Genomic DNA, 25236 nt, shown 5'->3' with positions numbered 1-25236 from the left:
CGATGGTCTTCGAAAAGGTCAACTCCAAGGTCGTCAAGGTCAATGTCGGGCAAGCCGGCGGCGTGGTGGCCCGCACCGGCGCAATGCTTTTCTACACCGGCGACGTCGCGTTCTCGCCCCACCAAGTCCCCGGCGGGGCGCAAATGGGCATGGGCGGCATGGGTGGCATGGCCCGCCTCGCCGGGCGCGTCATGCAGGGCGAATACGAGCGCACCATGATCGCCCAGGGCACGGGTGAGGCGCACTACGGCTACGCCGGCCTGGAAGTCCACGTCGTCAACATCCAGCCCGGCGGCGTGTTGCGCGTGGAAGCCTCACGGTTGCTTGCCAATACGGCCGGACTGCAATCCTCGGTCGTCTCGGTTACCAGCAGTTCCGGTGGCGGCGGCGGTGGCGGAATGATGGGCATGCTGCGCGGCGCGGCCAGCGGCGCGCTTACCGGGCAGGGTCTGTTCACGACGCAGTTGTCCGGGCACGGCGAAGCGGTCCTGCTCTCACACGGCGGAGTGCTCGAACTTCAGGTCGGCGGTCCCGAGCCGATTGTGGTTGACCCGCAAGCCTTTGTCGGCGTATACGGCAACGTGCAGACCGAGCTGAAAACGGCGATGTCCTGGCGTGACGCGGTGGGACGCGGATCGGGTGAAGCGATGCAACTCAGATGCGTGGGGCAGGGAATCGTGTACGTGCAGGCGTCGGAGGAGAAGCTGTGAGCCAAATCCTGAACCCGAACAACCTGCCGGGTGACGACAACATCCCGGACAACAACTATGCGTTCTGCATCGAACTGAACAATCCCTGGTTCATCCGCAAGGGCGCCATGATCGCCTACTACGGCCAGATGAACTTTCAGGCTCTGACCCATGGGCTGCAGGCGGGCCTGATGCACATGGTGTCCCAACAGTTTTCGGCACCGCTGTACTTCGGCGACTACACGGTCGCCGAAGGCTTCGGGAAACTGATCATCGGCGACCGCGGCTACGACATCAATTCCTACGACCTCGACGCCGGCAACCTGACCATCCGCGCGGCGAATCTGCTTGCCTTCCAACCTGGTTTGTCCCTCAACCAGTCCATCGTGCCCGGCTTCGTGACACTCATCGGCACCGGCAAATTCCTGGCGTCCTCTAACGGTCCGGTGATGTTCGTTCAACCACCGGCGCGCGTCGACCCCGAAGCGCTGGTCGGCTGGGCGGACTGCCCGTCACCGAGTCATCACTACGACCAGCGCTGGATCACCAGCTTCGTCGCGGCCGGCGCGGCCCGGTTGGGGTTCAACTCCGGTGAGGAAAGGCAGTTCGACTTCACCGGCGAGGGCACCATCCTGGTGCAGTCCAGCGAGAAGGTGCTCAACGACTCAATGATGGTGCGCACCATCGAGTCTCAGCTGTACGGACTCTCCAGCGGGGGTTTGCAGCGCCTGAACCAGGTGATCACCGCGCAGCTGTCCCAGCAGCACCGGGTCTAATTGTGGCGACCCGCGGCGCCCGGCTGCGCCGCGCTTGCGATCGCCACGGGCCTGACGCCTCAGTCTTTGCGCCCCGCCGTCCAGCGCAGACCCCAGCTGTAGGCCTGGTCGAGGATGCGCTGGCTGCCGTTGATGTACTGCACCTCGCGGTTGACGTGCAGCGCGCCCTGCGCGTAGTAGACCTGGGCGATCGCGCAGATGCGCGCCTCGTTGTTGGGCGAGTCCATCCGCACCTCGATCTGCGGACCCGACGTCGGGAACATCGTCACCACACCGTCAACCGCTGCCCAGTTCGGCGCGCCCTCGTAGATCATCGCAAAGATCAGGATCCGCCGAAAACGTTCCGGCACTTCGAGATTGATGCGCATGTTCTCACCGCCCGAGGAGGACCCGGACCGGTCGTCGCCGTCGAGTGAGATGTAGGGCGGCTGGTTTTCGCTCCCGAAGGAGTTGCCCAGCGCCTGCACGACGCCCTTTTGCCCAGTCGACAGTTCATAAAGGCAACCCAGGTCGAGATCGATTGCCCCGCCGTACGGGTTGGCGTTCCAGTTCAGGTTGACCCGCATAACCCCTTGTCGCTCACCGGCTTTGGTCAGGCTGATCCGCGGGGCATCCTTGGTCAGTTTGATCTTGGACAGGCTGACTCCGGGCGATGCCGGGGGAGCCTGAGACGGCGGGTAGGACGGGGGAGGGGGTGCCGCAGGCGGAGGTGGATAGGCCGGCGGCGCGGGTTTGGACTGCGGCCGCTTGTTGTAATCGATAGCCATGGCAACCCTTTCGTAGCGGAATCGGCCCGCTAATCGACCTCGGCAGGCTGACGTTCCGGAAGCTCTTCTTCATGTTCCCGGCGGTTGCGCACCACACTGGTAAGGAATGCGGCACCGATCAGCACCACGCCGATCGTTCCGGTAACGATCTCGGGGATCTCGATTGTTCCGGTGGTTATCAACAGGATCGTTGCCAGAGCGCCGATCGCCCAGTGCGCACCATGCTCTAGGTAGACGTACTCGGAGAGAGTTCCCTTGCGCACCAAGAAGATAGTGATCGACCGCACGAACATCGCACCGATAAAGCCCAGACCCAACGCGATCAGGATGGGGTCAGCGGTGATCGCGAACGCACCGATCACGCCGTCGAACGAGAACGACGCGTCGAGCACTTCCAGGTATAGAAACAGGAAGAAGCCAGCCTTGCCCGCCGCCTTGGCGGTTTCGGACGGCCCGCTGGTCACGGGCGCTTCGGAATCGGTGATCTCGTCGTCCACCTCGAACATCGACCCGAGTCCGTCCACCACGATGTAAACGATCAGACCGAGCAACCCCGACAACAGCACCGTGGCTTGTTTGTCCGGCCGGGCGATGAACTGGGAGGACAGGATGATCGCCACCGCGGCCACCGCCACCGAGAGCTGGTCGAGCTTGCCTGCCTTCGCCAACGGCCGCTCCAGCCAAGACAGCCAAGTAATTTCGCGTTCGCTGAAGATGAAGTTCAGGAACAGCAGCAGCAGGAACGCCCCGCCGAACGCGGCGATCTGCGGGTGCGCTGCGGTCAGCGCGGTTTCATAGCTGGGACTGCCGTCGGGAAAGTACGGGGCGTGGTCCGGCGGGGGATTGAGTGCTTTGTCGAAAGCCTGCTGCGGATTCAGACCGGCGGTAATCCAAACCACCGCGAGCGGAAAGACCAGCCGCATGCCGAACACCGCGACCAAGATCCCGACCGTCAGGAACATCCGCTGCCAGAAGTCGTTCATGCGCCGCAACACGGTCGCATTGATGACCGCGTTGTCGAACGACAGTGACACCTCGAGGATCCCCAGAATCGCACACAGGATGAGTGCCTGGACGCTGCCGTACAAGTAGGCAACGATCAGCGAGATAACCGTGACTAGTAGTGATGGCCAAAAGATCCGTAGCGCACTGGTCGCGGGAGCCACGCTAGACGTTCACTCCATAGTCGCGCGCGATCCCCGCCAGGCCCGACGCGTAACCCTGGCCGATGGCGCGGAACTTCCACTCGGTGCCGTTGCGGTACAGCTCGCCGAAGACCATCGCGGTTTCGGTGGATGCGTCTTCCGATAGGTCGTAGCGGGCCAGCTCGCTGCCGTTGGAGCGGTCGACGACGCGGATGTAGGCATTCTGGACCTGGCCGAAGGACTGGCTGCGAGCGTCGGCGTCGTAGATCGACACGGGGAAGAAGATGTTGGTGATGTTGGGGGGCGTGGCGGCCAGGTCGACGTTGATCACCTCGTCGTCGCCCTCGCCTTCACCGGTCAGGTTGTCGCCGGTGTGCTCGATCGTGCCTTCGGGTGAGCGCAGGTTGTTGAAGAACACGAAGTGCTGGTCCGATAGCACTTTTTTGGTCTCACCGGTCGCGATGGCGCTGGCGTCGAGGTCGAAATCGGTGCCCGTGGTGGTGCGCACGTCCCATCCCAATCCGACCGCTACCGCCGTCAGATTCGGCGCCTGCTTCGTCAACGAGACGTTGCCACCCTTGCTCAAACTGACGCCCATCAAACACCCCTCTATGCGGTCTACGGAACTTATACAGACTAGCTACCTGCAAACACAGGATCGGTGCCCACGCTAGTACACCGGCGGTGAAAAAATCGACGGCAAACCCAGGCGTATTTGATGACCCCGGTAGGATCGCTGTGTGCGCGGTCGGTGGTTCAGACGGTCACGCGAACCCCGCAACGACACGTCCTTCAACTCGGCGCAAGCCGACCTGACTGCTGCGTTCCTGGACATGGAAAACCGCCGGAACGTGGTGGAATCGGCATTTCAGGCCGCCGTCGCGGTCGCGCCGCAGCCCACGATCGAAGCCCAGTTGGACGTCGTGCGCAACGCCTGCTACGACGCCACGACGGCCTACCTTTCGGCGACGGGCAACGACACAGACTCGACCGGTCGACCCCTGAGTCCGTACGATCGCTCGATAGCTTCAGAACGTGCGCAGCAACTTCTCACTGCGGCTAGTCGCAGCCTGGACCACTTCCACGAACAGCACCGTGGGGCCTTGGATGCGATAGCGGCCCGCGGCGTTGCCGCGACCGCGGAAGCCGACGCCGCACTGGCCGAAGGCGACGAAGTCGCGAACCGGCTGGCGCAGACCGCCGACACACTGCGCGGCTACCCCTCGGTCCAACGCGCCAACGATCAATTCGTCGCGGCCTACCGTGACCTGCACTCCGCACGCGAGCGTCGAGACTTGACGGCTCTTGCGGAATCCAGTCGCCGGCTGCGGACCGCGGCCCACTCGGTCGTCGAAGCTTTGACCGAGGCGCCGAAGCGGGCGGATCAGGCGCGTCAGACGATGGCATCGCTGCGCACCCGCCTGGATGCGCTGCGCAACCGGGTCGACAGCGTCGATGCCAATCGCTCGGCGCTGTTGCGGGAGTTTCACAGCGACAGCTCTGCTGACCTGCTCAACAACGGACCTACCAGCCGAAATCATCTGGACCGCGCCGACGAGTTGCTGGCCAAGGCCACCTCCGCCGGTCGCGAGGGTCACCCGGAAATGGCGCTGGAGTTGGCCACCCATTCGCGGGCGGAGCTGACCGCGGCCGAGCACCTCATCGATGCCGTCGCCGACCGGCTCAGCATGCTGCGCGAGTTGCGCAAAGATCCGGCGAGCAAGGAACGCGAGGTTCGTTTCCGGCTGCGCGATGCCCAGCGACTGGCGGTCGACCGAGGCGTTGTCAAGGAATGGGGGTCCGCTCTTGATGCTCAAGCCGCCCGCATCGACCTGATCAAGGAAAAACTCGAGGCGACGCACCCCGACTATTGGTCCTATAGCCGGGAATTAGAAGAGGTTTCGCAGTTCGTTGCCACGATTGTGGCGCGCATCCGCAAAGGTGCGGCCAAGTGATACCCGCTGTGACGACAATCCGTCATTTCCATCATTTGTCCGACGCCGAACACCAACGGCTCTTCTTTCAAGCGCCCGAAGAGCTGGCGGCCGACGCCGACTGTGAGCTGCTCGCGGTCGCGTTGGGTGCCACCCTGTACATGCCCGCCGACCGTCCCGGACTCACCGCGACGGTGGCCCGTAGCGCTGGTCAAGGTGTGTGTTCGATGGTGCTGGACCTCGAGGACGCGATCGACGCGGGCGCAGCCGAGGCGGCGCTGGGCAATGTGGTGAGCGTCCTGGATGAGCTGGCCGAGACCCGGCAAGGCGCTCGGGCGATGCTGTTTGTCCGAGTCCGCAGCACCGAATGCATCAAGCGGATCGCGGGGACGCTGGCTGGTGGACGCGATGCGCTGACCGGCTTCGTGATACCGAAATTCGAGGCGGGCACCGGGGAGCAGTTCCTGCAGGAGGTTGCGCAAGCCGCGCAGGTGCTGGACAAACGGCTGTATTGCATGCCGGTCCTGGAATCGGCGGCCCTGGCCTATCGGCAGAGCCGTGATCGCGAGCTGACCGCAATCGGTGAGTTGTTGGCCGCATACCGGGACTCGGTGTTGGCGCTGCGCATTGGGGCCACCGACATGTGCGGCGTATTCGGGATCCGTCGCGATCGCGACCACACCATCTATGACGTGCAAGTGATCGCCGACGTGATCGGCGACATCGTGAACTACTTTGGTCGTGCCGACGGCACCGGGTTCGTCATCACCGGACCGGTATGGGAATACTTCGCCGATCATGAGCGACTGTTTCGCAGCATGCTGCGGACCACCCCGTTCGCCGAGCACGACGCGGTTCGGTTCCGTGACCAGTTGGTGAGTCGCGACCTGGACGCGCTGCTGCGCGAGCTGAGCCTGGATCGCGCAAACGGCCTGCACGGCAAGACCGTCATCCACCCGTCGCACGTCGCGGCGGTACACGCGCTGGCGGTGGTGACCCACGAGGAGTACCGCGACGCGGTCGACGTGATGGCGGCTGAGGAATCCGGGGTGCGCCGCTCGGAATACCGAAACAAGATGAATGAACCTCGCCCCCATCGGATTTGGGCTCAGCAAGTGCTGCGACGGGCGCAAGTCTTCGGCGTCACGCGCCAGGGCGTGTCGTTTGTGGATCTGCTGACGGTGCTTGCTGGCCGATGACTTCGTCGTCGTGGGCGACACGAAAATTCGGGTTCGCCGTACTCGATCGCGTTGCTACCGGCGCATTCCCGGTGACCGACTTGGTGTTGCCCGGTCTGCGTCGCAATCCGCGCCGCGCGCACCTACTGGTGTCGACCGTGTTGGGCAAACACATTGCCGTTTCCCCGGAGTCGGTGATCGATGCCGGGCATCAGTTGGGCGCCGTGGTGCGTGGGGTCGTCAACGACGACGTCGACGTGCTCGGAATGGCCGAGACTGCAACAAGTTTGGGACATTGTGTCGCCGACTGGCTGGACGCCGCCGTGTACCTGCACACGACACGGCGGCCGGCGCCGCCGGAGCGGATCTACGCCGGCTTCCAGGAGGGGCATTCCCACGCGACCGACCACACGCTACAACCCGTCGGCCCGTTCGAGTCTGAGCGTCCGCTCGTCATCGTGGACGATGAAATATCCACCGGCACAACGGCGCTGGCAGCCATCCGCACTTTGCATGTTCGACGTCCGCGGTCACGTTACGTGGTGGCTTCGCTGGTGGATGTCCGCGAGCCGCATCATCAGCAGACAGTGGCGCGGACGTCCGAAGAACTGGGAGTGCCGATCGACCACGTGAGCTTGGCGGCCGGCCGGGTTTCGCTGTCGCCCACCCTGATTGAGGAGGTCAATGCGCTGCCGGCGCCGCGGCTCAATTGCGCTTTTCGCAACCGGCGTGGCGATTCGCGCCGCATCGAGGTGTCGTGGCCTGCGGTGGTCCCGGAAGGCGGCCGGCACGGCTTTGCCCGAGCCGACCGCGCCGGGTTCGAAAAAGCACTGGAAGGCGCGGTCTCGCAGATCGATTCGTATCTGGACCCCGTCCGCCCCGTGCTGGTCGTCGGCCACGAGGAATTGATGTATCTGCCGCTGCGGGTGGCTGAGCTGCTTGCCCGGTCTGGTCGTTCGGTGCTCTTTCAGTCGAGCACCCGCTCGCCGGCCTATGTGCACGACGTGCCCGATTACCCGCTACGGCGCGGCTATCAGTTCAGTGCCTGCGAACCTGGTGACGACGCACCGCGGTTCCTGTACAACGGGTGGCCCGACTCCGATGCCCAGCTGCTGCTGATCGTGGACTCCGTTGCGGACACGGAGCGGCTCAACGAAACCGGTGGCATCGTCGACGTGTTGACCTCGGTGGGCTACGACGTCCTCGCCACGGCGGTACACGGCTCGTGAGGCCGCTCACCGGACCGTCCTTCGGCTCCTACGCGCCCGATGAGGTGAGCTGGCTGCTCACCGATCTGTCCGCGGTCCGGCTCGAAGCGGACACCGTCGAGCGGGAGCGCGAGATTCAAAGTGGCCGTGCCCATTACGCCGAATCGCTGCCAATCGAATACCAGCCCGACTCCGCCTACCGCGACCTGTTCAGCACGGTCTTGGCGGGGAGTGCGCGGCGATTGGCTGTCGCCGTCGGTGTGGTCACCGAACTCGTGCTCGCCGAGCGGGGCCACGACGTGGTGTTCGTTTCGTTGGCCCGGGCCGGCACCCCCATCGGCATTCTGATGCGCCGCTGGGTCCGACACCATCATCGCAAAACACTGCCGCACTATGCGATTTCGATCGTCCGCGACCGTGGAATCGACACCGTGGCGCTGGACTACCTTGTCGGCCAGCATGATCCGACCACGGTAGTTTTCATCGACGGCTGGACAGGCAAGGGCGCCATCACGCGCGAACTCAGCGCGGCGTTACGGGACTATCGTGGGGCGCCGTTCAACGACGACCTCGCCGTGCTCGCCGATCCTGGGCATTGCGTGCGCACCTATGGCACCCGTGACGACTTTCTGATCGCCTCGGCATGCCTGAACTCCACCGTCTCGGGCCTGGTCTCCCGCACTGTTCTGAACCGACGGCTACTGGCACCAGGCGACTTTCACGGCGCCAAGTTCTACCGCGAGCTCGCCGAGGATGATCAGTCCGCCACTTTCCTCGACTCAGTTTCGGCCCACTTCGATGCGGTGGCCGACGACGTGCGGCGCGGTGTTGCTGACGTCCAGAGCGGTGACCGCACGCCGACCTGGTCCGGGTGGGAAACGGTGGAGCGGATCCAGCACGAGTACGGCATCACCAACACCAACTTCGTCAAACCGGGAATCGGGGAAACCACCCGTGTCCTGCTGCGGCGGGTGCCGTGGCGAATCGTGCTGCGCGACCCCCAAGACCCAGCGCATCGGCATATCCGGATGTTGGCGCAAGCGCGCGGCGTGCCGATCAAGTGTGACCCTGACCTGGCGTTTGCCTGCGTCGGCTTGATCAAGGACGTGACCAGATGAGCGCGCTGATCGCCTGCGACCTGGACCGCACGCTGATCTACTCGGACCGGTCCTTCGGCGCCGCGACCACTGACCGCGTCTGCGTGGAGTACTACAACGGTTCGCCGTTGTCCTTCATGACTGCTCAGGCGGTTACCGGTTTGCGGGCCCTAGCGGCCGGCGGATTGGTGGTGCCGGCCACCACCCGCACCATTGCGCAGTATCAGCGAATAGATCTGCCGGGCAGTCCGTTTCGCTACGCGGTCACCAGCAATGGCGGCAACATCCTGGTCGACTCGGTTGCCGATGCCGACTGGAGCGCGGGGATGGCCTCCCGCATCAACGACGGTGGACCTCCGTTGCAGGACATCGTCGCCGCACTGCAGGACCGCATCAGTTCCGAATGGGTGCATAGCTTGCGCGTCGCCGAGGACCTGTTCTGCTATCTGGTCGTGGTCGAAGACAAGCTGCCCCGCGGTTTCGTCGACGACTGGGCCGGTTGGTGTGCTGAGCGTGGTTGGGTGGTGTCTCGGCAGGGCCGCAAGATCTACGCGGTACCTGAGGCGCTGCGGAAGTCGTACGCCGTCGCCGAGGTACGCCGTCGCCTCGCCGATGAGGGCCGCTTGTCTGACGCGGCACCCCTGCTGGCGGCTGGGGACGGGGCGCTGGACGTGGACTTGCTTAGCTACGCCGACCAGTCGATCCGTCCCGCGCACGGCGAGCTGCATGCCCTGGATTGGCGTTCGCCGGAGTTGGTGGTGACCGCAGCCAGCGGGGCTGCCGCTGCCGAGGAGATACTGGCCTGGTTGGCCAAACGTGCCGGTGTACCATCGCGGTCATGTCAGTGAATCTCACTAAAGGACAACGTATCTCGATGGTCAAGTCCGGCGGCGGCACGTTGATCCAGGTGCGGATGGGACTGGGCTGGGACGCGGTGAAGAAGCGCGGTCTGTTCCGCTCGAAGTCACAGGACATCGACCTGGACGCGTCCTGTTTGTTGTATGACCGCGCGGGAAAGCTCGTCGACGCGGTGTGGTTTATGCAGTTGCGCAGTAAGGACGGCACCGTCGTGCACACCGGCGACAACCGCACCGGCGCGGGGGAGGGCGATGACGAGTCGATCATCGTCGACCTGCAGGCGCTGAGCCCCAAGGTCGCCACATTGGTGTTCGTCGTCAATTCATTTACCGGCCAAGACTTTTCCCAGATCGAGAACGCCACCTGCCGGTTGGTGGACAGCACCAACGAGGCTGAGATCGCGCGCTACGTGCTGACCGGCTCGGGTACCCACAACGCGCAGATCATGGCCAAGGTGACACGCGATGGCAACACCTGGTCCATGACTGCCATCGGCGCGATCGCCAACGGCCGCACGTTCCACGACTTGGAACCTGCGGTCCGCCAGTTCCTCTGAACGCGCCGGTGGGGGAGAAGATGGCGCAAGATGCGGGCGGTCTTCGCGTGAGCTATACCAAGGCCGTAGCGACGGCATTAGCGACCCTTTCGGTGGTACTTGCCAGCATCGTCGGCTGCGCGGCTCCCGTCGCCGCCCCACCGCGCATCGTGTCGTCGACCTCGCTGCCTGCACCGTCAAGGTCCGAGCAGTCCGGCCACATTGCGCAACTGGTGAACTCGGTACCGGTCGTGGCGCAATTGCCGAATGTGCCCGGCTACCAGCGCAGCTGCAAAGCGGGCAAGGGCTGCGTCTTCGGACCCGCCTGGGCTGACACGCAACGAACCGGCTGCGATACCCGCAACCGGGTGCTCGCCGCGCAATTGACCAACGTCGTCTTCAAGCCCGGCACCAGGGACTGCAAGGTGATCGCCGGCGTGCTCCACGATCCCTACACCGGTGCCACCCTCACATTCGGTGTGCCGGCCAAAGACAAGATCGAGATCGACCATGTCTATCCGCTCGCACGGGCCTGGGATGCCGGTGCGGCGCGATGGGCCTACGACCGGCGTCTACAGTTCGCCAACGACACGGAGAACCTGCTCGCCGTCTCCGGCGCCGAAAACGGTCACAAGTCCGACAGCGGCCCGAGCGGCTGGCTGCCGCCAAACCGCCAATTCACTTGTCGGTACCTCGAGATCTACCTCGGCGTTGCCGCCAAATATCAACTGGCGATCACCGAAAAAGACAAGTCGGTGGCTGAAAGTAATTGCCCGAGTTGAGGTATCAGTTGTAGGCCGTGCTGCCCGCGACCGGATGCGTGGTGCTGACAATCTTGGCGATGCAATGATCCCGATCGAATCCTTTGCTCTTGCACCACACCAGCGCGCCCGCAGAGTTGCTGTAGGTGTCACCCGCGACCGTCACCCAATAGTTCGACTCGGAGAAGGTCGGCCAATCGCCCGAGACTTCGTATTTGCCAAAGGTTCCACCGACGAGTGACTTCATGCGCCTTGCCTTCCTCCGTTCGTCAGTGTGCAACGGGGGTCGGACACCCGGCCGGGCCGATATTGGCAGACTCGCCTACTTCCGCTTCAGCGCGACAATCTGATTGTTGCGGCCACCGACATAGACGGTCCCGACGTTGTCGACAGCCAGGCCCCACGGATTGTCCAAACCGGTGAAGTGCAACTCCTCCTGCGTCGACGATCCGGCGGGGAGTTTAAGCGTCCTGCTGTTTCCGGTGTCGGTGACGTACACGTTGCCCTGGCTGTCCAACGTGACACCGCCGGGTTTATTGAGGCCCGTAAATGGCAGTGGCACTTGCTTTTTAGTGTCCATAGGCAACATCAGCACCCGGTTGTTGCCGCCGTCGGACACGTAGACCGTCCCAGAGCCGTTCACCACCAGGCCGGTGGGTGCATTGAGTCCGGTAAACGGGATCTCGGTCTGAGCATTCGACCCTTTGGCGAGTGCGACCACGCGGTTCTTGGCGGTGTCGGTGACGTACACGGTGAAACTGCCATCCACCGACAGCCCGGTCGGGTTCTCGAGATCGGTAAAGGGCAGTACCTCCTGCTTGCCCGACCGAAGGACCAGCACCCGCTTGTTTCCGGCGTCGTTGACGTAGACGGTGCCGGTCTTGTCGGCCGTCACCCCCGTCGGATAGTTCAGCCCGTCGAAGGGCAGCACGACGGGGCTGTTCGAGCCCGCGAACAGCGCCAGAATCCGATTCTTCGGGGTGTCGGCGACATACACCGTGCCGCCGCTGTCGACCGAGAGGCCCTGCGGGTTGTTCAGCCCGACGAAGGGCAGCGTGACCTGCTCGTATTCGTCACCCTTGGGGCCACTACTGCTGGTGAAAACCACGATGGCCAGCACCACCGCCGTGATCACGGTGATGGCGCCCGCGATGGCGACGGCCTTGCGGCGCCACCAGGGCGGCGACGGCGGCGGTGGGGGCTGGGTCGTTCGCGATGCCGGGGGCTCCGGAGGTCCTGAGGTGGAGAACGCGGGCAGCGGTCGCGCCATCGTCGGTTGGTGATCCTGCTGCGGCGATGCCTCGGGATGCGAGGGGAGCCGGGGTGGCTGCTGCGGGGGCGGCGGTGTGGAAGGGCGCTGTGGCGGTGGCGCGGAGGTGCGCTGCGGCGGTGGCGCTGAGGTGCGTTGCGGTGGGGGCGCCGGTGGGCGTTGCGGTGGTGGCGCGGAGGTGCGCTGTGGCGGCGGCGCGGATGTGCGCTGCAGCGGTGGCTGCGTGGGGGACGAAGGGTGGGACTGACGACGGGTGTCGGGGCGGACGCCGTAGTCGTAGCCGGGCGCCTGTATCCGGAGTGTTTGCGGCGCGGGCGAGGCCAGGGCGTCCTGGGCGGCGCGGGCCAACTCCACGGCGGTGTCGTAGCGGGCTTCGGGGTGCTTGGCCATGCCTCGCGCGATGACGTCGTCCAATTCCCCTGGCAGTCCGGGATTGGTGCTCGAGGGCCGTGGCGGCGGCGCGGTGCGGTGGCCGGTGATCTGTTGCTGCAGCGTCTCACCAGGAAACGGTGACTGCGCGGTAAGACACTCGTACAGCACGCAAGTCAACGAGTAGATGTCCGAACGGGCATCGATGGAGGCCGCGGTAAATCGCTCCGGCGCCATGTAGTGATAAGTCCCGACGAAATTGCCGGTGGCGGTCAAGTGCAGGTCGTCGGCCGCACGCGCGATTCCGAAATCGATCAGATAGGCGAAGTCGTCGCCGTCGATCAAGATGTTGGACGGCTTGACGTCCCGGTGCAGCAGTCCGTCGCGGTGCGCGGAGTGCAGACCCTTGGCAACCTGTTCGATGATGCCTACCGCCCGACCGGCCGGCATGGGTCCGTGGCTTAGTTCGGCTTGTAGGTCGCGTCCCTCGATCAGGCGCATGTCCACATACAGTCGCCCACCGATTTCGCCGTAGGTGTGGATGGGGATCAGATGCGGGTTGTTCAGTCGCGCGGTCGCATGGGCTTCACGGCGGAAGCGCTGCTGGAACACCTCGTCGTTGGAGACGGCGGCAGGCAGGATCTTGAGCGCGACGATCCGGTCGGTGTCAGCGTCGTAGGCGCGCCAAACCTCGCCCATACCGCCGCGGCCCATCAATTCGATAAGCCGGTATTTACCGAACGACGTGTCCTGCAACAAACCCTCCAATAGAAACCGCCATTACCAGGGCAGACGATACCCTCAGCGAGTCCGATCAAGCCAGAATGGCCATCGAGCACCGCTTTGCTGAGCCAGCCGAATCGGGCAGCGCAACCCCTGCGGCGCTCAGAGTTGCTGGACCGCAGTACTTCCCGCATCGGTACCTGCTATCGGTGCGACGCGTACACGTGGCATCCGCGCGCGGGCAAGGCTTTCCAGGATGGCGTCCGAACGTCACACCGCCCTCCGCCACACTGGTCGCGCTACTCAACAACACTGGACCTGCCAGGATCGGCAAAGTCTCGCTCGCCGAGCTTTCAGCGCTCGACGATGCACTACGGCTTCATTTGGAATTGTGACTGGCTCTTGTGCAGCCAGACGAATTCGTCGATTCCGGCTAATTGCAGCATGATTCGCGTCCTCATCGGCCACGAGCGCAATGGTTCGGCCCCGGAAACGATCTCGGGACGCTCCAGCTGATAGGTCTGTCCCTTCCAGGTCAGCGCGCCGCCACCGGCGGCCACCAGGTTGCGGCACCAGTCCGTGGTAGGCCCGTAGGTCAACGGCACCAAGAAACCGTCGCCGTAGGCGTTCACGCCCACCGAGGTTTGGTAGCTGCGCCCACTGTGGCGGCCCACATGGGTGAGCAGTCCAACGGTCGACAGCGGTTTACCCGAACTGCTACGGGTCACCGCGTTGTAAGTTTTCAGCAGCGTGCGAAAGGAACTGTTTTCGAGCAGCAACTGTCGATGGTGCCGAAACTTTCGCACTAGCAACACCATCGACAGCGCCGCGGCACCAACAGCCAGAACGGCGTGCTTGCGGCTAACCGAGTTTGAAGGCATCCCGGGACACACTGAAGAAGTGCCCGCTGCGGCTATCGGTGCATCTCATCCCCGACTGCTCACTGGCACAAGTGAGGCTGCCGGCCGAGATGGTCTGGCCGTAGTTAAGGGTCGGTTCGCCTGGGAGTTCCAGGGTGTCCCCGTGGCACTCGATGGTGCCCGGTTTGCCAGGGGCCAGGGTGAACCGGCTGCCCCAGGAGATGTGTTGTGCGCACTCCGGGGGCGGGGGTGGGGTGTAGGTGTACTCCCGGATGTCGCATGCGGCTCCGTCGACGTCGATCACGCAGAAGATGTTGTTGGACGGAGACTTGAAATACTTTGAGTCCGCGTGCGCGGTGGCGGGAAAGGCGAGGGCGGCGGTCGTCGCGATCAGCGCGGACAGGAGTATTCGCATACCTCGGTCTTAGCACGCCAGCCGGGCACTCCGCCCGGGCCTATCGGCGACTGCGTATCTGGCGACGCGACAGGCTGCGATGCGTCGCAGCATGCACAGTCGGCGGGCACGTGAGGGGCAGGCCATCCGGCCAGATTGTTACCATCGCGCGGTGAGTCGATTTTCCAGGCGCGACGTGCTGAAATGCGCCGCCGCAGCAGCGGCAGCTTTCGTCGCAATCGGCACCTCACCGCGTGCCACAGCCGCCGGCATTGCCGGAATGAGCGTCTTCCTCGACCCGGGCCACAACGGCGTCGCCGACGCGTCGATCAACCAGCAGGTGCCCAACGGCCGCGGCGGCACCAAGCCGTGCAACACCTCGGGCACCGCGGCCGGCGACGGCTATCCCGAGCACGCGTTCACCTGGGACGTCACTACCATGGTCGCGGCCAACCTCGAACAACTTGGCGTACACACCCAGCTGTCCCGCGGTAACGACAGCTCGTCCGGTCCGTGCATCAACGACCGCGCCGCGCAAGCCAACGCGATGCATCCCGACGCAATTGTCAGCATCCACGCCGACGGTGGCCCCGCCTCCGGGCACGGCTTCCACGTGAACTACTCGAGCCCGCCACTCAACGACTCCCAATCAGGGCCCTCGGTTCAGGTCGCCAACGCGATGCGCGGCGCGCTGATCAGCGCCGGTTTCGTGCCGTCGAACTACATTGGGTCCGACGGCCTCTACGGCCGTGCCGACCTGGCCGGTCTGAATTTCGCCGAATATCCGGCCGTCCTCGTCGAACTCGGCAACATGAAGAACGCCGAAGACGCCGCCCTGATCGAAAGCACAGACGGGCGGGCCAGATACGCGAGCGCCGTCACTCAAGGGATAGTCGCCTATCTCCAAGCCAAGGCGGGTTAGCGCCCGACGAGTGGTCGCAGTCCTCGCAACGCTGGTGGTGGGGGCCGCTATCGTGACCTTTGCCGCCGTCTACGCCTATCGCCATACCCCCGCGCCACCCGCACACCCCATGCCTATGCCACCAAGTACGCCGCCGCCACCCAACGCACCAACCGATCTGGCGGCGGAATTCATCCAACTGGCCACTCGGCTCAACGCCTCGATGGGCCTGGCCGTCTCCGCGGTCGGCAGCAGCGAGGCGCCACTGACCTACGGAGATTGGCAGCAGGGACCGGCCTGGTCGACCAGCAAGGTGCCGCTGGCAATCGCCGCCTATCGCCAACAACACAAAGTCACCGACAAGATGAGGGCCGCCATCACCGAGTCCGATAACGCAGCGGCCGAAGCACTTTGGCAACAACTCGGTGACCCCTCGACAGCCGCGCAGAAGGTGCAGCAGATCCTGCAGGAAACCGGCGACCCCACGATCGTCGAATCCCGCAAAGTGCGACCAGAATTCACCGCATTCGGCCAGACCATCTGGTCGCTGGTCAATCAAACACGCTTCATCGCAAGCGCGTTCTGCAACAAACAGAACGAACCGATCTTCGCGCTGATGGGACAGATTGCGCCGCAACAGAGTTGGGGCATCGGCACGCTAACCGGCGCCCAGTTCAAGGGAGGCTGGGGTCCGTCGCCGTCGGGCAGGTACCTGGTACGCCAGCTCGGCATTCTCAACGCGCCATCGGGAAAACTGGCCGTTGCCATCGCCGCTGAACCCGCGTCGGGATCGTTCGAAGACGGCAGGCGCGCCCTGGACGAAGCCGCCGCCTGGCTGAGCATGCACCTTGCCCAGCTGCCGTCCGGCCAGTGCAAGTGAAAGACTTAGACCTCCACAGAAAGTGCCGCATAATCCGTACGGGAGGCTAGCGGTGGATCAGCGGGTGGGCACGACATTCGGCAAGTACACGATCACCGGCGTCCTGGGCAAAGGCGGAATGGGTGAGGTCTACGAGGCCTACGACAACCAGATCGGGCGGACGGTCGCCCTCAAGATCATCAAGAGTCAGTTCGCCCACGACCGCAAATTTCGCACCCGCTTCGAGCGGGAATCCCACGCCGCCGCGACGTTGCAAGAACCGCACGTCATTCCGATCCACGGCTTCGGCGAGATCGACGGCTCGCTGTTCATCGACATGCGCCTGGTCCGGGGCAAGGACTTGGAGAGCCTGCTGGCCAAGGCGCCGCTAGAGCCGGCGCGGGCGGTAGCCATCATCAGCCAGATCGCGGCAGCGCTGGATGCCGCGCACGCCGACGGACTGGTGCACCGCGACGTCAAGCCGCAGAACATCCTGGTCACCCCGGCTGACTTCGCGTACCTGGTGGACTTCGGGATCGCCGAGGTCATGGGCGAGCACACCCGGCTCACGGCGGCCAACATGCGCGTCGGCTCATGGGCCTACATGGCACCGGAACGGTTCGCCGACCAGGAAATCACTCCGGCCGCCGACATTTACTCCCTGGCGTGCGTGCTCTACGAGTCGTTGACCGGCCAGCTTCCGTTTCCCGCCCAAACCCAGGGCGGGTTCGTCGCCGCGCACCTGTCGTCGCCGCCGCCGCGGCCCAGCCTGGTAAACCCGCGAATCCCGAACGCCCTGGACGAGGTGATCGTGCGCGGCATGGCCAAGGAGCCCGACGACCGCTACGGCAGCGCCGGCGCATTCGGTCGGGCGGCCGAACGGGCGCTGCACAGCGGAGCGCGCACCGCAGTGGATCCGGTCGACGAGCCGACCCGGCCGGTGTCCTGGCAGCCGACACCGATGCCGCCTCGACCCCAACCGCACCAGCAGGTCTATTCGCAAACCTTCCCGCCGTCCGGGCCGCATCCGGCGGTACCGGCTCCGGTTACAGAAAAACCCTCCCGGCGATGGCTGGTGCCCGTCGCCATCGGCGTCAGCGCGGCATTGGTCCTCGCGGCGGTGGGCATCATCGTCGGGATGTTGGCAAAGTCGGAGTCCCCGGCCGCCCCGACGGCGACCGTCCCGCCCACCATTCCGCCCTACAGTGGCGAGCCGTCCTCAGCTACGCCGGAGCCGATCCCGTCGCGGCCCGCCAACGCTTCGCCGCCGCTGGTCACCGGGCCGGACCAAAGTGCTAGCCACCAAAGCTGCGACCAGGGCTTCCAACTCGGCACGACCGGGTTCGGGACCCACGGCGGGCGAGGCTCACCGCCGACGTCGTGCTACTTCGCCAACGCCGTGCTGCACGCCTACTGGAACACCTACGGCAATGCCACCACCGGAGCACGCACCGTGTCCTCGCCGGGGTCCGTCGACTGCTTCACCGTCCCGGGCGCCGACTGCGACCCGAGGAACACGACGAACTTTTTGATGCAATGCGCGGGCGACGGCGCCAATCCGTGGATCAGGTGCACCGGCGGCAAGGATGCCGTCGTGTATCTGTGGTAGCCGAAAACTGTTACAGCAGTTGAGCAATCGCGGTCGTGGCGATGAGCATCAAAGCTGCGAACCCGATGATGTTCACCTGGCGGCGCGCGGTGATGCGGGCCGGCAGGGGGCGGAGGGACAGCGTGTGCTGGCGTCGGCGAGCGATCACGTAGGTCGCCAACGCCGCGGCGCAGGCCACTCCGGCGGGCAGTAGCGCCCCCGGTCGCTGTCCGGCCCCGTGCACGTCCTGGAGAGCCAGAAGTACGCCATTAGCCAGGAACGCGAACGACGTCCGAGTCCAGGCCAGCGCTGTGCGTTCGGCCGGGCCGCCGGGCGTGGTCAACCCGTGACCGCCTTGGCGATCACCAGAGCGAGCGCGATCAGCCCAAGCACGATGAGCCCGATGGCGAGGAGACCAGGCGAAGGCTGCCGAGGCAGCGGTTCCCCGCGGCGCATCGCGCGATCCGCCTGGCGCCAGCGCTGCAACCCGATCCCGCTGGTGGAGATTGCCAGTGCGGCAAGCCCGATGCCGAGTACTCGGCGGGCGCCGACCACCACCAGTTCCGGGACGAAGTGCATGAGGGCGACCGCGGCGGCGAGCAGTCCCAGCGCCGTGCGCTGCCACGCCAGGAAGGTCCGCTCGTTGGCCAGGGTGAACCGGTAGTCGGGCTCCTGCTCGGTAGCTGCCGGGGCGGGTTCTTCATCGGTCACGATGGACATCGTAGATAGCGTGTTTTTGGGCGGGTGGTGAGTTTGACGTAAACGCTGGGGGTTTCGTCGATCTCGTACGCTGAGCCGCATGTCGGTATCCAAGGAGCAGTTGTGGAGGCAGCGCACCGAGTGGCCGCTGGCCATGGTCGCGATCGCCTTCCTCGTCATGTACTCGGTCCAGATACTGGCCCGGCCGCACGGGCTGGAGGCACGCGTCCTGTGGTTGCTGTGCTGGGTCGCGTGGGCCATGTTCGTAGGTGACTATTTGGCTCGCCTGCTACTGGCCGAGAACCGCCGGCAATGGTTCCTGCTGCACCTGATGGATCTGCTGATCGTCGCATTGCCGTTCCTGCGGCCGCTGCGGATGGTGCGCTTGATCGTGCTGCTGGGGGTGTTGCAGAAGGCCGTCGGTCATGCGGTTCGCGGCCAGATCCTGATCTACACCATTTCCGGGGTCGCCCTGCTGGTGTATGCGGGGTCGCTGGCAATTCTCGATGCCGAGCGCGCCGAGCCCGCGGCGACGATCAACTCGTTTGGCAAGGCCGTGTGGTGGGCGGTCACCACCGTCACCACCGTCGGCTACGGGAATCTGTACCCGATCACGGTGACCGGCCGGGTAGTCGCGGTGTGTTTGATGCTCGGCGGCATCAGCCTGATCGGCGTGGTTACCGCGTCGCTGGCCTCGTGGATAGTGCAGCGGGTTGAGGAAACCGACACCGCGAACCAGGTCGCGACGGCCGCTCAGATCGAGGAGTTGCGCGACGAAATAAGAGCTCTGTCCGAGCAACTCGGGCAACGGAATGCCTCGGACGCTTAGCGCTACTGGTAATTCGGTTGAGCTACAACGTCAGCGGCGCGCTGAGCCGGTGAGCAGCTGCCCGTTGGCACCCTGCAGCAGACAGATGACGGTGCTGGGCGTGGGATCGGCGCCCGTTCTGTCCATATGTGAGTCGATCAGCCACGCCACCGAATACGGGCTGCCGGCAACGGGTTTCCCGGTGTAGGGCACTACGCCGCCGGTACACGCCTGATCGGCGACGGTGCCGATGGCCGAATCCACCGCCACCGGTGCACGCAGGAAGACTTCGGCCAAATGTGGTGCGGCACAATCGGTCACGGTAACGGTGATCTGGCTCAGGTCGGCAGGGGGGAGGTCGGTAACGCACTGGCCGACCTGTAGGTCGATCCACTTCTGGGTCGATCCGGGGTCCGCGTGGGAAGGGGCGACGGAACCCGCCATCAATGACGCAGCTGCGCCGGCGCCGCACAGCATTAGTCGGACGCACATGGCGCGCCAGTCTATTCGTTCGTGATACGTTTTGCCGAGATGTTTCGCCGCGTCCTCTCTGAAGCCAAGCACGTTGTGCAGCCGGCTGTGCGACTGCGCGAACAAGCCGAGGCCCTAGCCGATTACGTCGGCGAGGGCGACACCGTTCTCGACGTTGGCTGCGGCACCGGACATCTCTGCGCTTACCTGCAAGACATGTACGGTGCGGTTCCGGCCGGCATTGACGTCAAGGACTTCCGCGAGGCCGACATTGCGTTCGACGAATTCGACGGCACGTCAATCCCGTTTCAGGACAACTCATTTGATCACGTCATCCTGAGTGAGGTGCTGCACCACAGCCATGACCCGGTCCGATTGATCAGTGAATGCCGCCGCGTCGCGCGCTCGCGCATCATCGTCTTCGAAGACATGCCCGACGGATTGCTCGGCAGGGTCGCCCTCTATGCCCACATGCAGGCGTTCGCCTCCTACCACCGCTACCCGTTCCGGCCCGCGGCTCTCGACGAGTACCGCAAGGCGCTGGCCTGGCTTGCCACCAATACCGACCGCGTTGCCCAAACTCCGCAGCCACCGGAATGGCTGACGGTCTATCCGCGCGTGCTGTACGTCTACCAGCTGCCTAACCGCTAATGGCTGCGATGGCCCAGGCGGGCATGATCGGTGCCCGGCAAAGCCCGTGGTCGGCCTGGCCGATGCTGCGCAGCAGCCACTGAACCCGCAGGATGCAGCAACCCATCCGCACCATCGAGAAGATCTCATACCAACCCAACGCCGTTAGCGGCCGGCCGATCATCTCCTCGAACCGTTCGATCACCCGTGCGCGGCTGTCGAAGCCGGGCAACTCGGGGTCGGCCTCGATCCCGTTGACCTCCATGGTTTGCCGGCGAGTGGCCAGCCACCAGGCGAAGTCGGTCTCGGCCGGGCACAGGCACGCCTGCTCCCAGTCCAGCACGCCAGTGATCCGCCCGTCGTCGTCGAAGATCGCGTTGGACAACCGCGCGTCGCCCCAACACACCACGAGTTCGGAGGGGTCGTCGGGCTGGTGGCGGAGCAGCCAGTCGAACGCATCGGCAATGAGGTCCGGCACCTGCCGGTCGGTTGCCCACTCGACATACTCGCGCCACCAGGCGAGTTCACCGCTGTTGCCGACACCTTGCGATCGGCGCAGCCACGGTGCCTGCTCGACCGGGACCCGCGTCAAGGCAGCCAAAGTGTCGAGGAACGAGTCGTGCACCCGACGCTGGGTTTCGATGCCGGCGCCGTGCAGCCAGCCGCGCGATGCATAGGACGTGTCCGAGGGCGTGTGTCCGACGATGCGTGGCATCACGAGGAAACTCGAGCCGAGCCACGACTCCTCGGGTTCGAAGTGGATGGGCGAGGGCGTGGCGATGCCGTAGTCGTGCAGGAACAGCTGGGTTTGGGTCTGGGCGGCCAGGTCGTACTCGGCGTAGATACCGCCGCCGGTGGGTGGGATACGGACCACGAACTCGCGCGAGCCATTCACGCTGAACAGCAGGCTTACGCTCGACCACCCGGCGGCACGATTGGCCGGACGCAGCTCACCGATGTCGACGGTTTCGCCGAACTTGTGCTCGAACCAACGCGCGAGTTGGTGACGGGTTGCGTCAAGGTCGCGTTGGACGAGAGACAGTCCAGCCATGGACAAACATTTACATACCGAGTACCAGATGTAAATAGACTGTGGTTACATCAGGCGTAAACGATGTAAAGGAGACTGTGGTGGCAGATCCGCTGGCCTTCGGTGATATCGAGGACATGTCGCGGCCACTGGCCATCGCTGTCCACGGCTTCCCCGACACTCCGCACACCTGGCGCCACCTGGGACCCGTCCTGGCCGACCAGGGGTACCGGGTGATAGCGCCGTGGCTGCCGGGCTACGACGCGCCGGCTAAGGGCCCGATCAGTGTGGGAACATATGTGCGCCAAATACTTTCGGTATACCGCGGCTACCGTGGCGACCAGCGTGCCGTGCTCATCGGCCATGACTGGGGCGCTCACGCGGCCTACGGAGCGGTAGGTGTCGATCCCGGTGCGTTCAGTCGGTTGGTGACGCTCGCCGTGCCGCCCAGTGCCGCGCTCGGCGAGTCGATGTTCAGCTATACACAGCTGAAGCGCTCGTTTTACATCTGGTTTATCCAACAAGTCGGTCTAGCCGAGACGGTGGTGGTGCAGCCAGGATTCTGGGAGCAACTATGGACCGACTGGTCTCCCGGCTACGATGCACAGCAGGACATTTCGCGGCTGCGTGAGCACGTCACAGCCGAAACCATCGCCGGGGTGATCGCTCCCTACCGGGCGACATTCAATCCCGAGTTCGCCGATCCGGCCGCCGAGCAGGAAGCCTCGGCAACCTTCATCGCACCGTCCGTGCCCACCCTGTACCTGCACGGTGTGAACGACGGTGGATTGGGCGCCGAGGTGGTGTCCGGCGCGACACATCATCTACCCGCGCCGGGGTCGAGATTCGAAATGATCGACGACGCAGGTCATTTCCTGCATCTTGAGCGACCCGATCTGATCGGAGAGCGAATTTGCGAGTGGCTAGCTGGCGGTCGTTGATTGTGATGCGGGACGATTGATGCCTGCGGCATAACGCAATTCGGCGAGAAATCGCTCACGATCTCCGCCGCCGACCAGATAGTGGCATACCGCGACCCGCGCCACGGTCGCCGCGGCCAACTCGGCGTTGTCGCCTGGGATCAGGCGCGCGATCCGCTCCTGCAGGACAGGCATCACCCGTTTCATTTGGGTGAGAACGTGTTCGGGCTCGGTATCTGCCAGAAAGCCCAGCGAGTAGGCGTGCTGAAAATCAACCACGAATTGCAGTGCAGCATCCAGTCTTTCGAGACCCTGCAGGCCCGCGATGGCAGACGCTATGCCGGCATCGAAATTGTCTTGCTCGTAGAGCCCGAACGCGGCGAGCAGATCGTCTTTCGAAGGGAAATACCGGTACAGCGTGGGCCGGGACACTTTGGCCTCCGCGGCTACTTCCGACAGCATCAGTCGCTTGCGGCCACTTCGTGCGAGGACCACAAACGTGGCGGCCAGGATCCGTCGACGGGTCGAGGGCTCGACACCAGGAGGGACGCGGCTGGGCACCTTACGTACTTTACATCTATACCGACAAATGTCACACTGCGAACTGAGACAGATTGATCTGAAACGTAAGGTACGAGGCGATGACGGACCTAGTAGTCCGGAAGATGTCCTTTCAGTTCGATGATCCGGCGTACAAGGTGCCGTTCATGTGGCAGCCCGCCAATCCGAACTTCGCGATCTTCTGCAACGCGTTCACCTTCATCGCGGTGCCGTTCGAGAAATACATCATCGCCGCACTGCGTGAAGCACAGGACCGTCTTCGCGAGGACCCAGAAGTTGCCGCGGAGGCCGACGCCTTCCTCAGGCAGGAGGCTCAGCACGCGGCGGCGCATCGCAAGCACATGCTTGCACTCATCGAGCAGTATCCGGGACTCGAACGCTGTTACGACCAGACGATGACGTTGTACAACCAGCTGATCGCCGCGCATCCGGTCGAGTTTCACGCCGCCTACATCGCCAACCTGGAAGCAACGTTCACTCCGATGTTCAAAGTCATTCTGGACCACCGGGATTCGCTGTTCGGCGGGGGAGATGAGCGGGTAGCCGGCCTGATGGTCTGGCACTTCGTCGAGGAGATCGAGCACCGCAGTTCGGGTCTGAAGCTGTACCGGCACCTGATGCCCGACCCCTGGTACCGGGTGCGCTGCATCAGACAAACGTTCCGCCACGTCGGCGTCATTGCCAACACCGTGGCAAAAGGTTTCGACGAACACGTCCCGTTGGCCGACCGCACTACGTCCGCGGAGCAGGTGATGGCGGACGCGTTGAGGAGCGAATTCCGCTACCGGGTACGCAAACACGGCGTCCGACCGATATTCCACGCCGTGCCCACGACACGGCTGCTCACCATGCTCTGGCGGCTTGCCTTGTCCCAAACACCGCACCATGACCCACAAGACCAGCCGCTTCCGGAATGGGCCAGCACTTGGATGGCGGAATACGACCGCGGCACAGATATGACAACCTATGCCGGGAAAGGCTGAGTTCGCTTGCTGTCAAACAACTACGGTGACCTGGTTCCCGAGGACGAGCATCTGACGCATCAGATCGTCGACACCTTCGCCACGGTCAGCCAGTCCGATCCGTCCTGGACGGAAAAGATTTGGTCGATTGCGCATGCGCGGGACAACTCGCTGCAACTGGTCCTGGGTATCGGCAAGTACACCAATAGGGGAGTGTTCGACGGTGCGGGCGGGGTATGCCGCGGCACCGAGCAGTGGACGGTGCGAGCCGGGCGCCGACTGTCCTCGGATCCGTCGAGCACCGACGTCGGTCCCATCCACTACCGCGTCGTCGAACCGCTCAAAGCCATCCGCGTCACCCTCGACACCAACGAGCACGCACCGATCGCCTTCGACGTGACCATGCGCGGCACGTTTCCCGCCGCTCTGGAGGACCCCTGGCCGGATCGCAGCCCGGACGGCTACCGAGTCACTCATAATGTGTTGCGCTACCACCAAATTGGTGTGGCATCCGGGTGGGTCGAACTCGAGGGCGTACGCACCGAAGTCAAACCCGAGGAATGGATCTCCATACGCGACCACTCCTGGGGACTGCGTCCCGGCGTCGGCAAGCCCATTCCCGGCCTGCCGCGAGGCGGCCGACGCATCAACCAGATGTTCATGACCTGGTGTCCGATGACCCTTACCCGCCCGGACGGATCGGCCTACTCGCTGTTCGTCTTCCTGCAGCAGGAGAAGGGCGACGGCTTCGAATCCACCCGCTTCCAAGCCGAGCAACAAAACGATGACGGCACTTCGCAGCGCTTCGCGGTTGTCGAACAGGATCTGCATTTCCATGACGCCAACCGGCGTCTTACCCACGGCACTATTACGCTGACCGAAACCGATGGAACCAGAAGGCCTTTGACCATCACTGCGGCCGGCCCGACCGGCTTTCATCTCGGTACCGGTGGCTACTACGGCTGGAACGACTGGATCTACGGACAGTGGGTGGGCGACTTGAAGGTGGAGGGCAGCCACGTCGCCAATTGCGACGATCCCGAGACCGCCCGCAAAGTACATCAACTCAGGGATCTGCTTGTGCGCGTGGATGATCCGGTCGGTGGTGGCACTGGACTGGGCAATGCGGAAACGTTCGCGATGGGCGCGTTCCCGGAGCGCGGCCTCACCGCCGAGCACTCGTTTTTGTAGGGCGAGCAGACGTAGAAGCGCCTGACACGCGGAGCGTGCCGGTGCTTTACGT

At 64.3% G+C, this 25236-nt stretch carries 29 protein-coding genes; 17 read left to right on the top strand and 12 right to left on the bottom strand.

The window, feature by feature from the left end:
- The first annotated feature begins 2 nt into the window (after positions 1-2).
- On the top strand, positions 3-710 hold the full coding sequence (locus A5634_RS11050; RefSeq protein WP_065144074.1) for an AIM24 family protein: 708 nt from the start codon (positions 3-5) through the stop codon (positions 708-710).
- Positions 707-1465: an AIM24 family protein gene (locus tag A5634_RS11045; protein WP_065144073.1), complete on the top strand. Its 759-nt coding sequence runs from the start codon at positions 707-709 to the stop codon at positions 1463-1465. The genes A5634_RS11050 and A5634_RS11045 overlap by 4 nt, the downstream gene beginning before the upstream one ends.
- Positions 1466-1524: 59 nt before the next feature.
- On the opposite strand, the gene A5634_RS11040 is transcribed toward A5634_RS11045, so the two are convergent.
- Genes A5634_RS11040 through A5634_RS11030 form a run of 3 tightly spaced genes read right to left on the bottom strand, consistent with a single transcriptional unit; the run spans position 1525 to position 3975 of the window.
- The gene (locus A5634_RS11040) at positions 1525-2232 is read right to left on the bottom strand and encodes a TerD family protein (protein WP_081290353.1); all 708 of its coding nucleotides are present in this window, start codon (positions 2230-2232) and stop codon (positions 1525-1527) included.
- Between the two features lie 29 nt (positions 2233-2261).
- Positions 2262-3398: a DUF475 domain-containing protein gene (locus A5634_RS11035; RefSeq protein ID WP_065144072.1), complete on the bottom strand. Its 1137-nt coding sequence runs from the start codon at positions 3396-3398 to the stop codon at positions 2262-2264.
- A gap of 1 nt (position 3399) precedes the next feature.
- Entirely contained in the window at positions 3400-3975 is a 576-nt protein-coding gene (locus A5634_RS11030) for a TerD family protein (RefSeq protein ID WP_065144071.1), read from the bottom strand.
- Between the two features lie 142 nt (positions 3976-4117).
- Here A5634_RS11030 and A5634_RS11025 point away from each other — a divergent pair, with 142 nt between their 5' ends.
- From A5634_RS11025 to A5634_RS10995, 7 genes are read left to right on the top strand one after another with little or no spacing between them, the layout of a single operon-like run.
- A complete protein-coding gene (locus A5634_RS11025) occupies positions 4118-5332 on the top strand; it encodes a hypothetical protein (RefSeq protein WP_081290352.1) in 1215 nt (404 codons plus the stop codon).
- On the top strand, positions 5329-6510 hold the full coding sequence (locus A5634_RS11020) for an HpcH/HpaI aldolase/citrate lyase family protein (protein WP_155769481.1): 1182 nt from the start codon (positions 5329-5331) through the stop codon (positions 6508-6510). The genes A5634_RS11025 and A5634_RS11020 overlap by 4 nt, the downstream gene beginning before the upstream one ends.
- Complete coding sequence (locus tag A5634_RS11015) at positions 6507-7718, top strand: phosphoribosyltransferase family protein (protein WP_065144070.1); 1212 nt, start codon at positions 6507-6509, stop codon at positions 7716-7718. Before A5634_RS11020 ends, A5634_RS11015 begins: the two co-directional genes overlap by 4 nt.
- Positions 7715-8815, top strand: coding sequence for a cysteine protease StiP family protein (locus tag A5634_RS11010; protein ID WP_065144069.1), 1101 nt, complete (start codon positions 7715-7717; stop codon positions 8813-8815). The genes A5634_RS11015 and A5634_RS11010 overlap by 4 nt, the downstream gene beginning before the upstream one ends.
- Complete coding sequence (locus A5634_RS11005) at positions 8812-9642, top strand: HAD family hydrolase (protein WP_065144068.1); 831 nt, start codon at positions 8812-8814, stop codon at positions 9640-9642. The genes A5634_RS11010 and A5634_RS11005 overlap by 4 nt, the downstream gene beginning before the upstream one ends.
- Positions 9633-10208: a TerD family protein gene (locus A5634_RS11000; protein ID WP_065144067.1), complete on the top strand. Its 576-nt coding sequence runs from the start codon at positions 9633-9635 to the stop codon at positions 10206-10208. Before A5634_RS11005 ends, A5634_RS11000 begins: the two co-directional genes overlap by 10 nt.
- A 47-nt stretch (positions 10209-10255) precedes the next feature.
- Positions 10256-10969 carry an HNH endonuclease family protein gene (locus tag A5634_RS10995; RefSeq protein WP_253861548.1) on the top strand — a complete coding sequence of 238 codons (714 nt, stop codon included), beginning with the start codon at positions 10256-10258 and terminating at the stop codon, positions 10967-10969.
- A 4-nt stretch (positions 10970-10973) separates the two neighbouring features.
- Here A5634_RS10995 and A5634_RS10990 read toward each other — a convergent pair whose 3' ends face one another.
- From A5634_RS10990 to A5634_RS10975, 4 genes are all read right to left on the bottom strand, one after another.
- Complete coding sequence (locus A5634_RS10990; protein WP_065144065.1) at positions 10974-11195, bottom strand: hypothetical protein; 222 nt, start codon at positions 11193-11195, stop codon at positions 10974-10976.
- Between the two features lie 75 nt (positions 11196-11270).
- Positions 11271-13355 carry a protein kinase domain-containing protein gene (locus tag A5634_RS10985; protein ID WP_437339964.1) on the bottom strand — a complete coding sequence of 695 codons (2085 nt, stop codon included), beginning with the start codon at positions 13353-13355 and terminating at the stop codon, positions 11271-11273.
- 326 nt (positions 13356-13681) lie between these two features.
- The gene (locus tag A5634_RS10980) at positions 13682-14191 is read right to left on the bottom strand and encodes a nitroreductase family deazaflavin-dependent oxidoreductase (protein WP_155769480.1); all 510 of its coding nucleotides are present in this window, start codon (positions 14189-14191) and stop codon (positions 13682-13684) included.
- Positions 14172-14585, bottom strand: coding sequence for a DUF6636 domain-containing protein (locus A5634_RS10975; RefSeq protein ID WP_065144064.1), 414 nt, complete (start codon positions 14583-14585; stop codon positions 14172-14174). Before A5634_RS10975 ends, A5634_RS10980 begins: the two co-directional genes overlap by 20 nt.
- Before the next feature lie 151 nt (positions 14586-14736).
- Between A5634_RS10975 and A5634_RS10970 the strand changes: the two genes are divergently transcribed.
- Genes A5634_RS10970 through A5634_RS10960 form a run of 3 tightly spaced genes read left to right on the top strand, consistent with a single transcriptional unit; the run spans position 14737 to position 17933 of the window.
- Complete coding sequence (locus tag A5634_RS10970; RefSeq protein ID WP_065144063.1) at positions 14737-15486, top strand: Rv3717 family N-acetylmuramoyl-L-alanine amidase; 750 nt, start codon at positions 14737-14739, stop codon at positions 15484-15486.
- Between the two features lie 10 nt (positions 15487-15496).
- Positions 15497-16345 carry a serine hydrolase gene (locus tag A5634_RS10965; RefSeq protein WP_253861547.1) on the top strand — a complete coding sequence of 283 codons (849 nt, stop codon included), beginning with the start codon at positions 15497-15499 and terminating at the stop codon, positions 16343-16345.
- Between the two features lie 52 nt (positions 16346-16397).
- Positions 16398-17933, top strand: coding sequence for a serine/threonine-protein kinase (locus A5634_RS10960; RefSeq protein WP_065144061.1), 1536 nt, complete (start codon positions 16398-16400; stop codon positions 17931-17933).
- Positions 17934-17943: 10 nt separating this feature from the next.
- Here A5634_RS10960 and A5634_RS10955 read toward each other — a convergent pair whose 3' ends face one another.
- Both A5634_RS10955 and A5634_RS10950 read right to left on the bottom strand, forming a co-directional pair.
- Entirely contained in the window at positions 17944-18255 is a 312-nt protein-coding gene (locus tag A5634_RS10955) for a DUF202 domain-containing protein (RefSeq protein WP_065144060.1), read from the bottom strand.
- Positions 18252-18632: a YidH family protein gene (locus A5634_RS10950; protein WP_065144059.1), complete on the bottom strand. Its 381-nt coding sequence runs from the start codon at positions 18630-18632 to the stop codon at positions 18252-18254. Before A5634_RS10950 ends, A5634_RS10955 begins: the two co-directional genes overlap by 4 nt.
- Before the next feature lie 79 nt (positions 18633-18711).
- On the opposite strand from A5634_RS10950, the gene A5634_RS10945 reads away from it, so the two are divergent.
- Positions 18712-19440: a potassium channel family protein gene (locus tag A5634_RS10945; RefSeq protein WP_065144058.1), complete on the top strand. Its 729-nt coding sequence runs from the start codon at positions 18712-18714 to the stop codon at positions 19438-19440.
- Between the two features lie 30 nt (positions 19441-19470).
- Here the strand turns inward: A5634_RS10945 and A5634_RS10940 are convergent, their stop codons facing one another.
- Entirely contained in the window at positions 19471-19896 is a 426-nt protein-coding gene (locus tag A5634_RS10940; RefSeq protein WP_437339965.1) for a hypothetical protein, read from the bottom strand.
- A 54-nt stretch (positions 19897-19950) separates the two neighbouring features.
- On the opposite strand from A5634_RS10940, the gene A5634_RS10935 reads away from it, so the two are divergent.
- Positions 19951-20541: a class I SAM-dependent methyltransferase gene (locus A5634_RS10935; RefSeq protein WP_065144056.1), complete on the top strand. Its 591-nt coding sequence runs from the start codon at positions 19951-19953 to the stop codon at positions 20539-20541.
- On the opposite strand, the gene A5634_RS10930 is transcribed toward A5634_RS10935, so the two are convergent.
- Positions 20531-21571: a phosphotransferase family protein gene (locus A5634_RS10930; RefSeq protein ID WP_065144055.1), complete on the bottom strand. Its 1041-nt coding sequence runs from the start codon at positions 21569-21571 to the stop codon at positions 20531-20533. The genes A5634_RS10935 and A5634_RS10930 overlap by 11 nt on opposite strands.
- Before the next feature lie 80 nt (positions 21572-21651).
- Between A5634_RS10930 and A5634_RS10925 the strand changes: the two genes are divergently transcribed.
- Positions 21652-22491 (top strand): alpha/beta fold hydrolase, encoded by an 840-nt coding sequence (locus A5634_RS10925; protein WP_065144105.1) that lies wholly within the window; start codon positions 21652-21654, stop codon positions 22489-22491.
- Here A5634_RS10925 and A5634_RS10920 read toward each other — a convergent pair.
- Entirely contained in the window at positions 22474-23031 is a 558-nt protein-coding gene (locus tag A5634_RS10920) for a TetR/AcrR family transcriptional regulator (RefSeq protein ID WP_065144054.1), read from the bottom strand. The two genes, A5634_RS10925 and A5634_RS10920, sit on opposite strands and share 18 nt — an antisense overlap.
- Before the next feature lie 80 nt (positions 23032-23111).
- Here A5634_RS10920 and A5634_RS10915 point away from each other — a divergent pair, with 80 nt between their 5' ends.
- Both A5634_RS10915 and A5634_RS10910 read left to right on the top strand, forming a co-directional pair.
- Entirely contained in the window at positions 23112-24014 is a 903-nt protein-coding gene (locus A5634_RS10915) for a metal-dependent hydrolase (protein ID WP_065144053.1), read from the top strand.
- 6 nt (positions 24015-24020) lie between these two features.
- Complete coding sequence (locus tag A5634_RS10910; protein WP_065144052.1) at positions 24021-25184, top strand: hypothetical protein; 1164 nt, start codon at positions 24021-24023, stop codon at positions 25182-25184.
- The last annotated feature ends 52 nt before the right edge of the window (positions 25185-25236 follow it).

Origin of the sequence: Mycobacterium asiaticum (assembly GCF_001673365.1) — a bacterium.
GTDB classification, from domain to species: domain Bacteria; phylum Actinomycetota; class Actinomycetes; order Mycobacteriales; family Mycobacteriaceae; genus Mycobacterium; species Mycobacterium asiaticum_A.
This window is presented reverse-complemented; position numbering and strand designations above follow the sequence as displayed.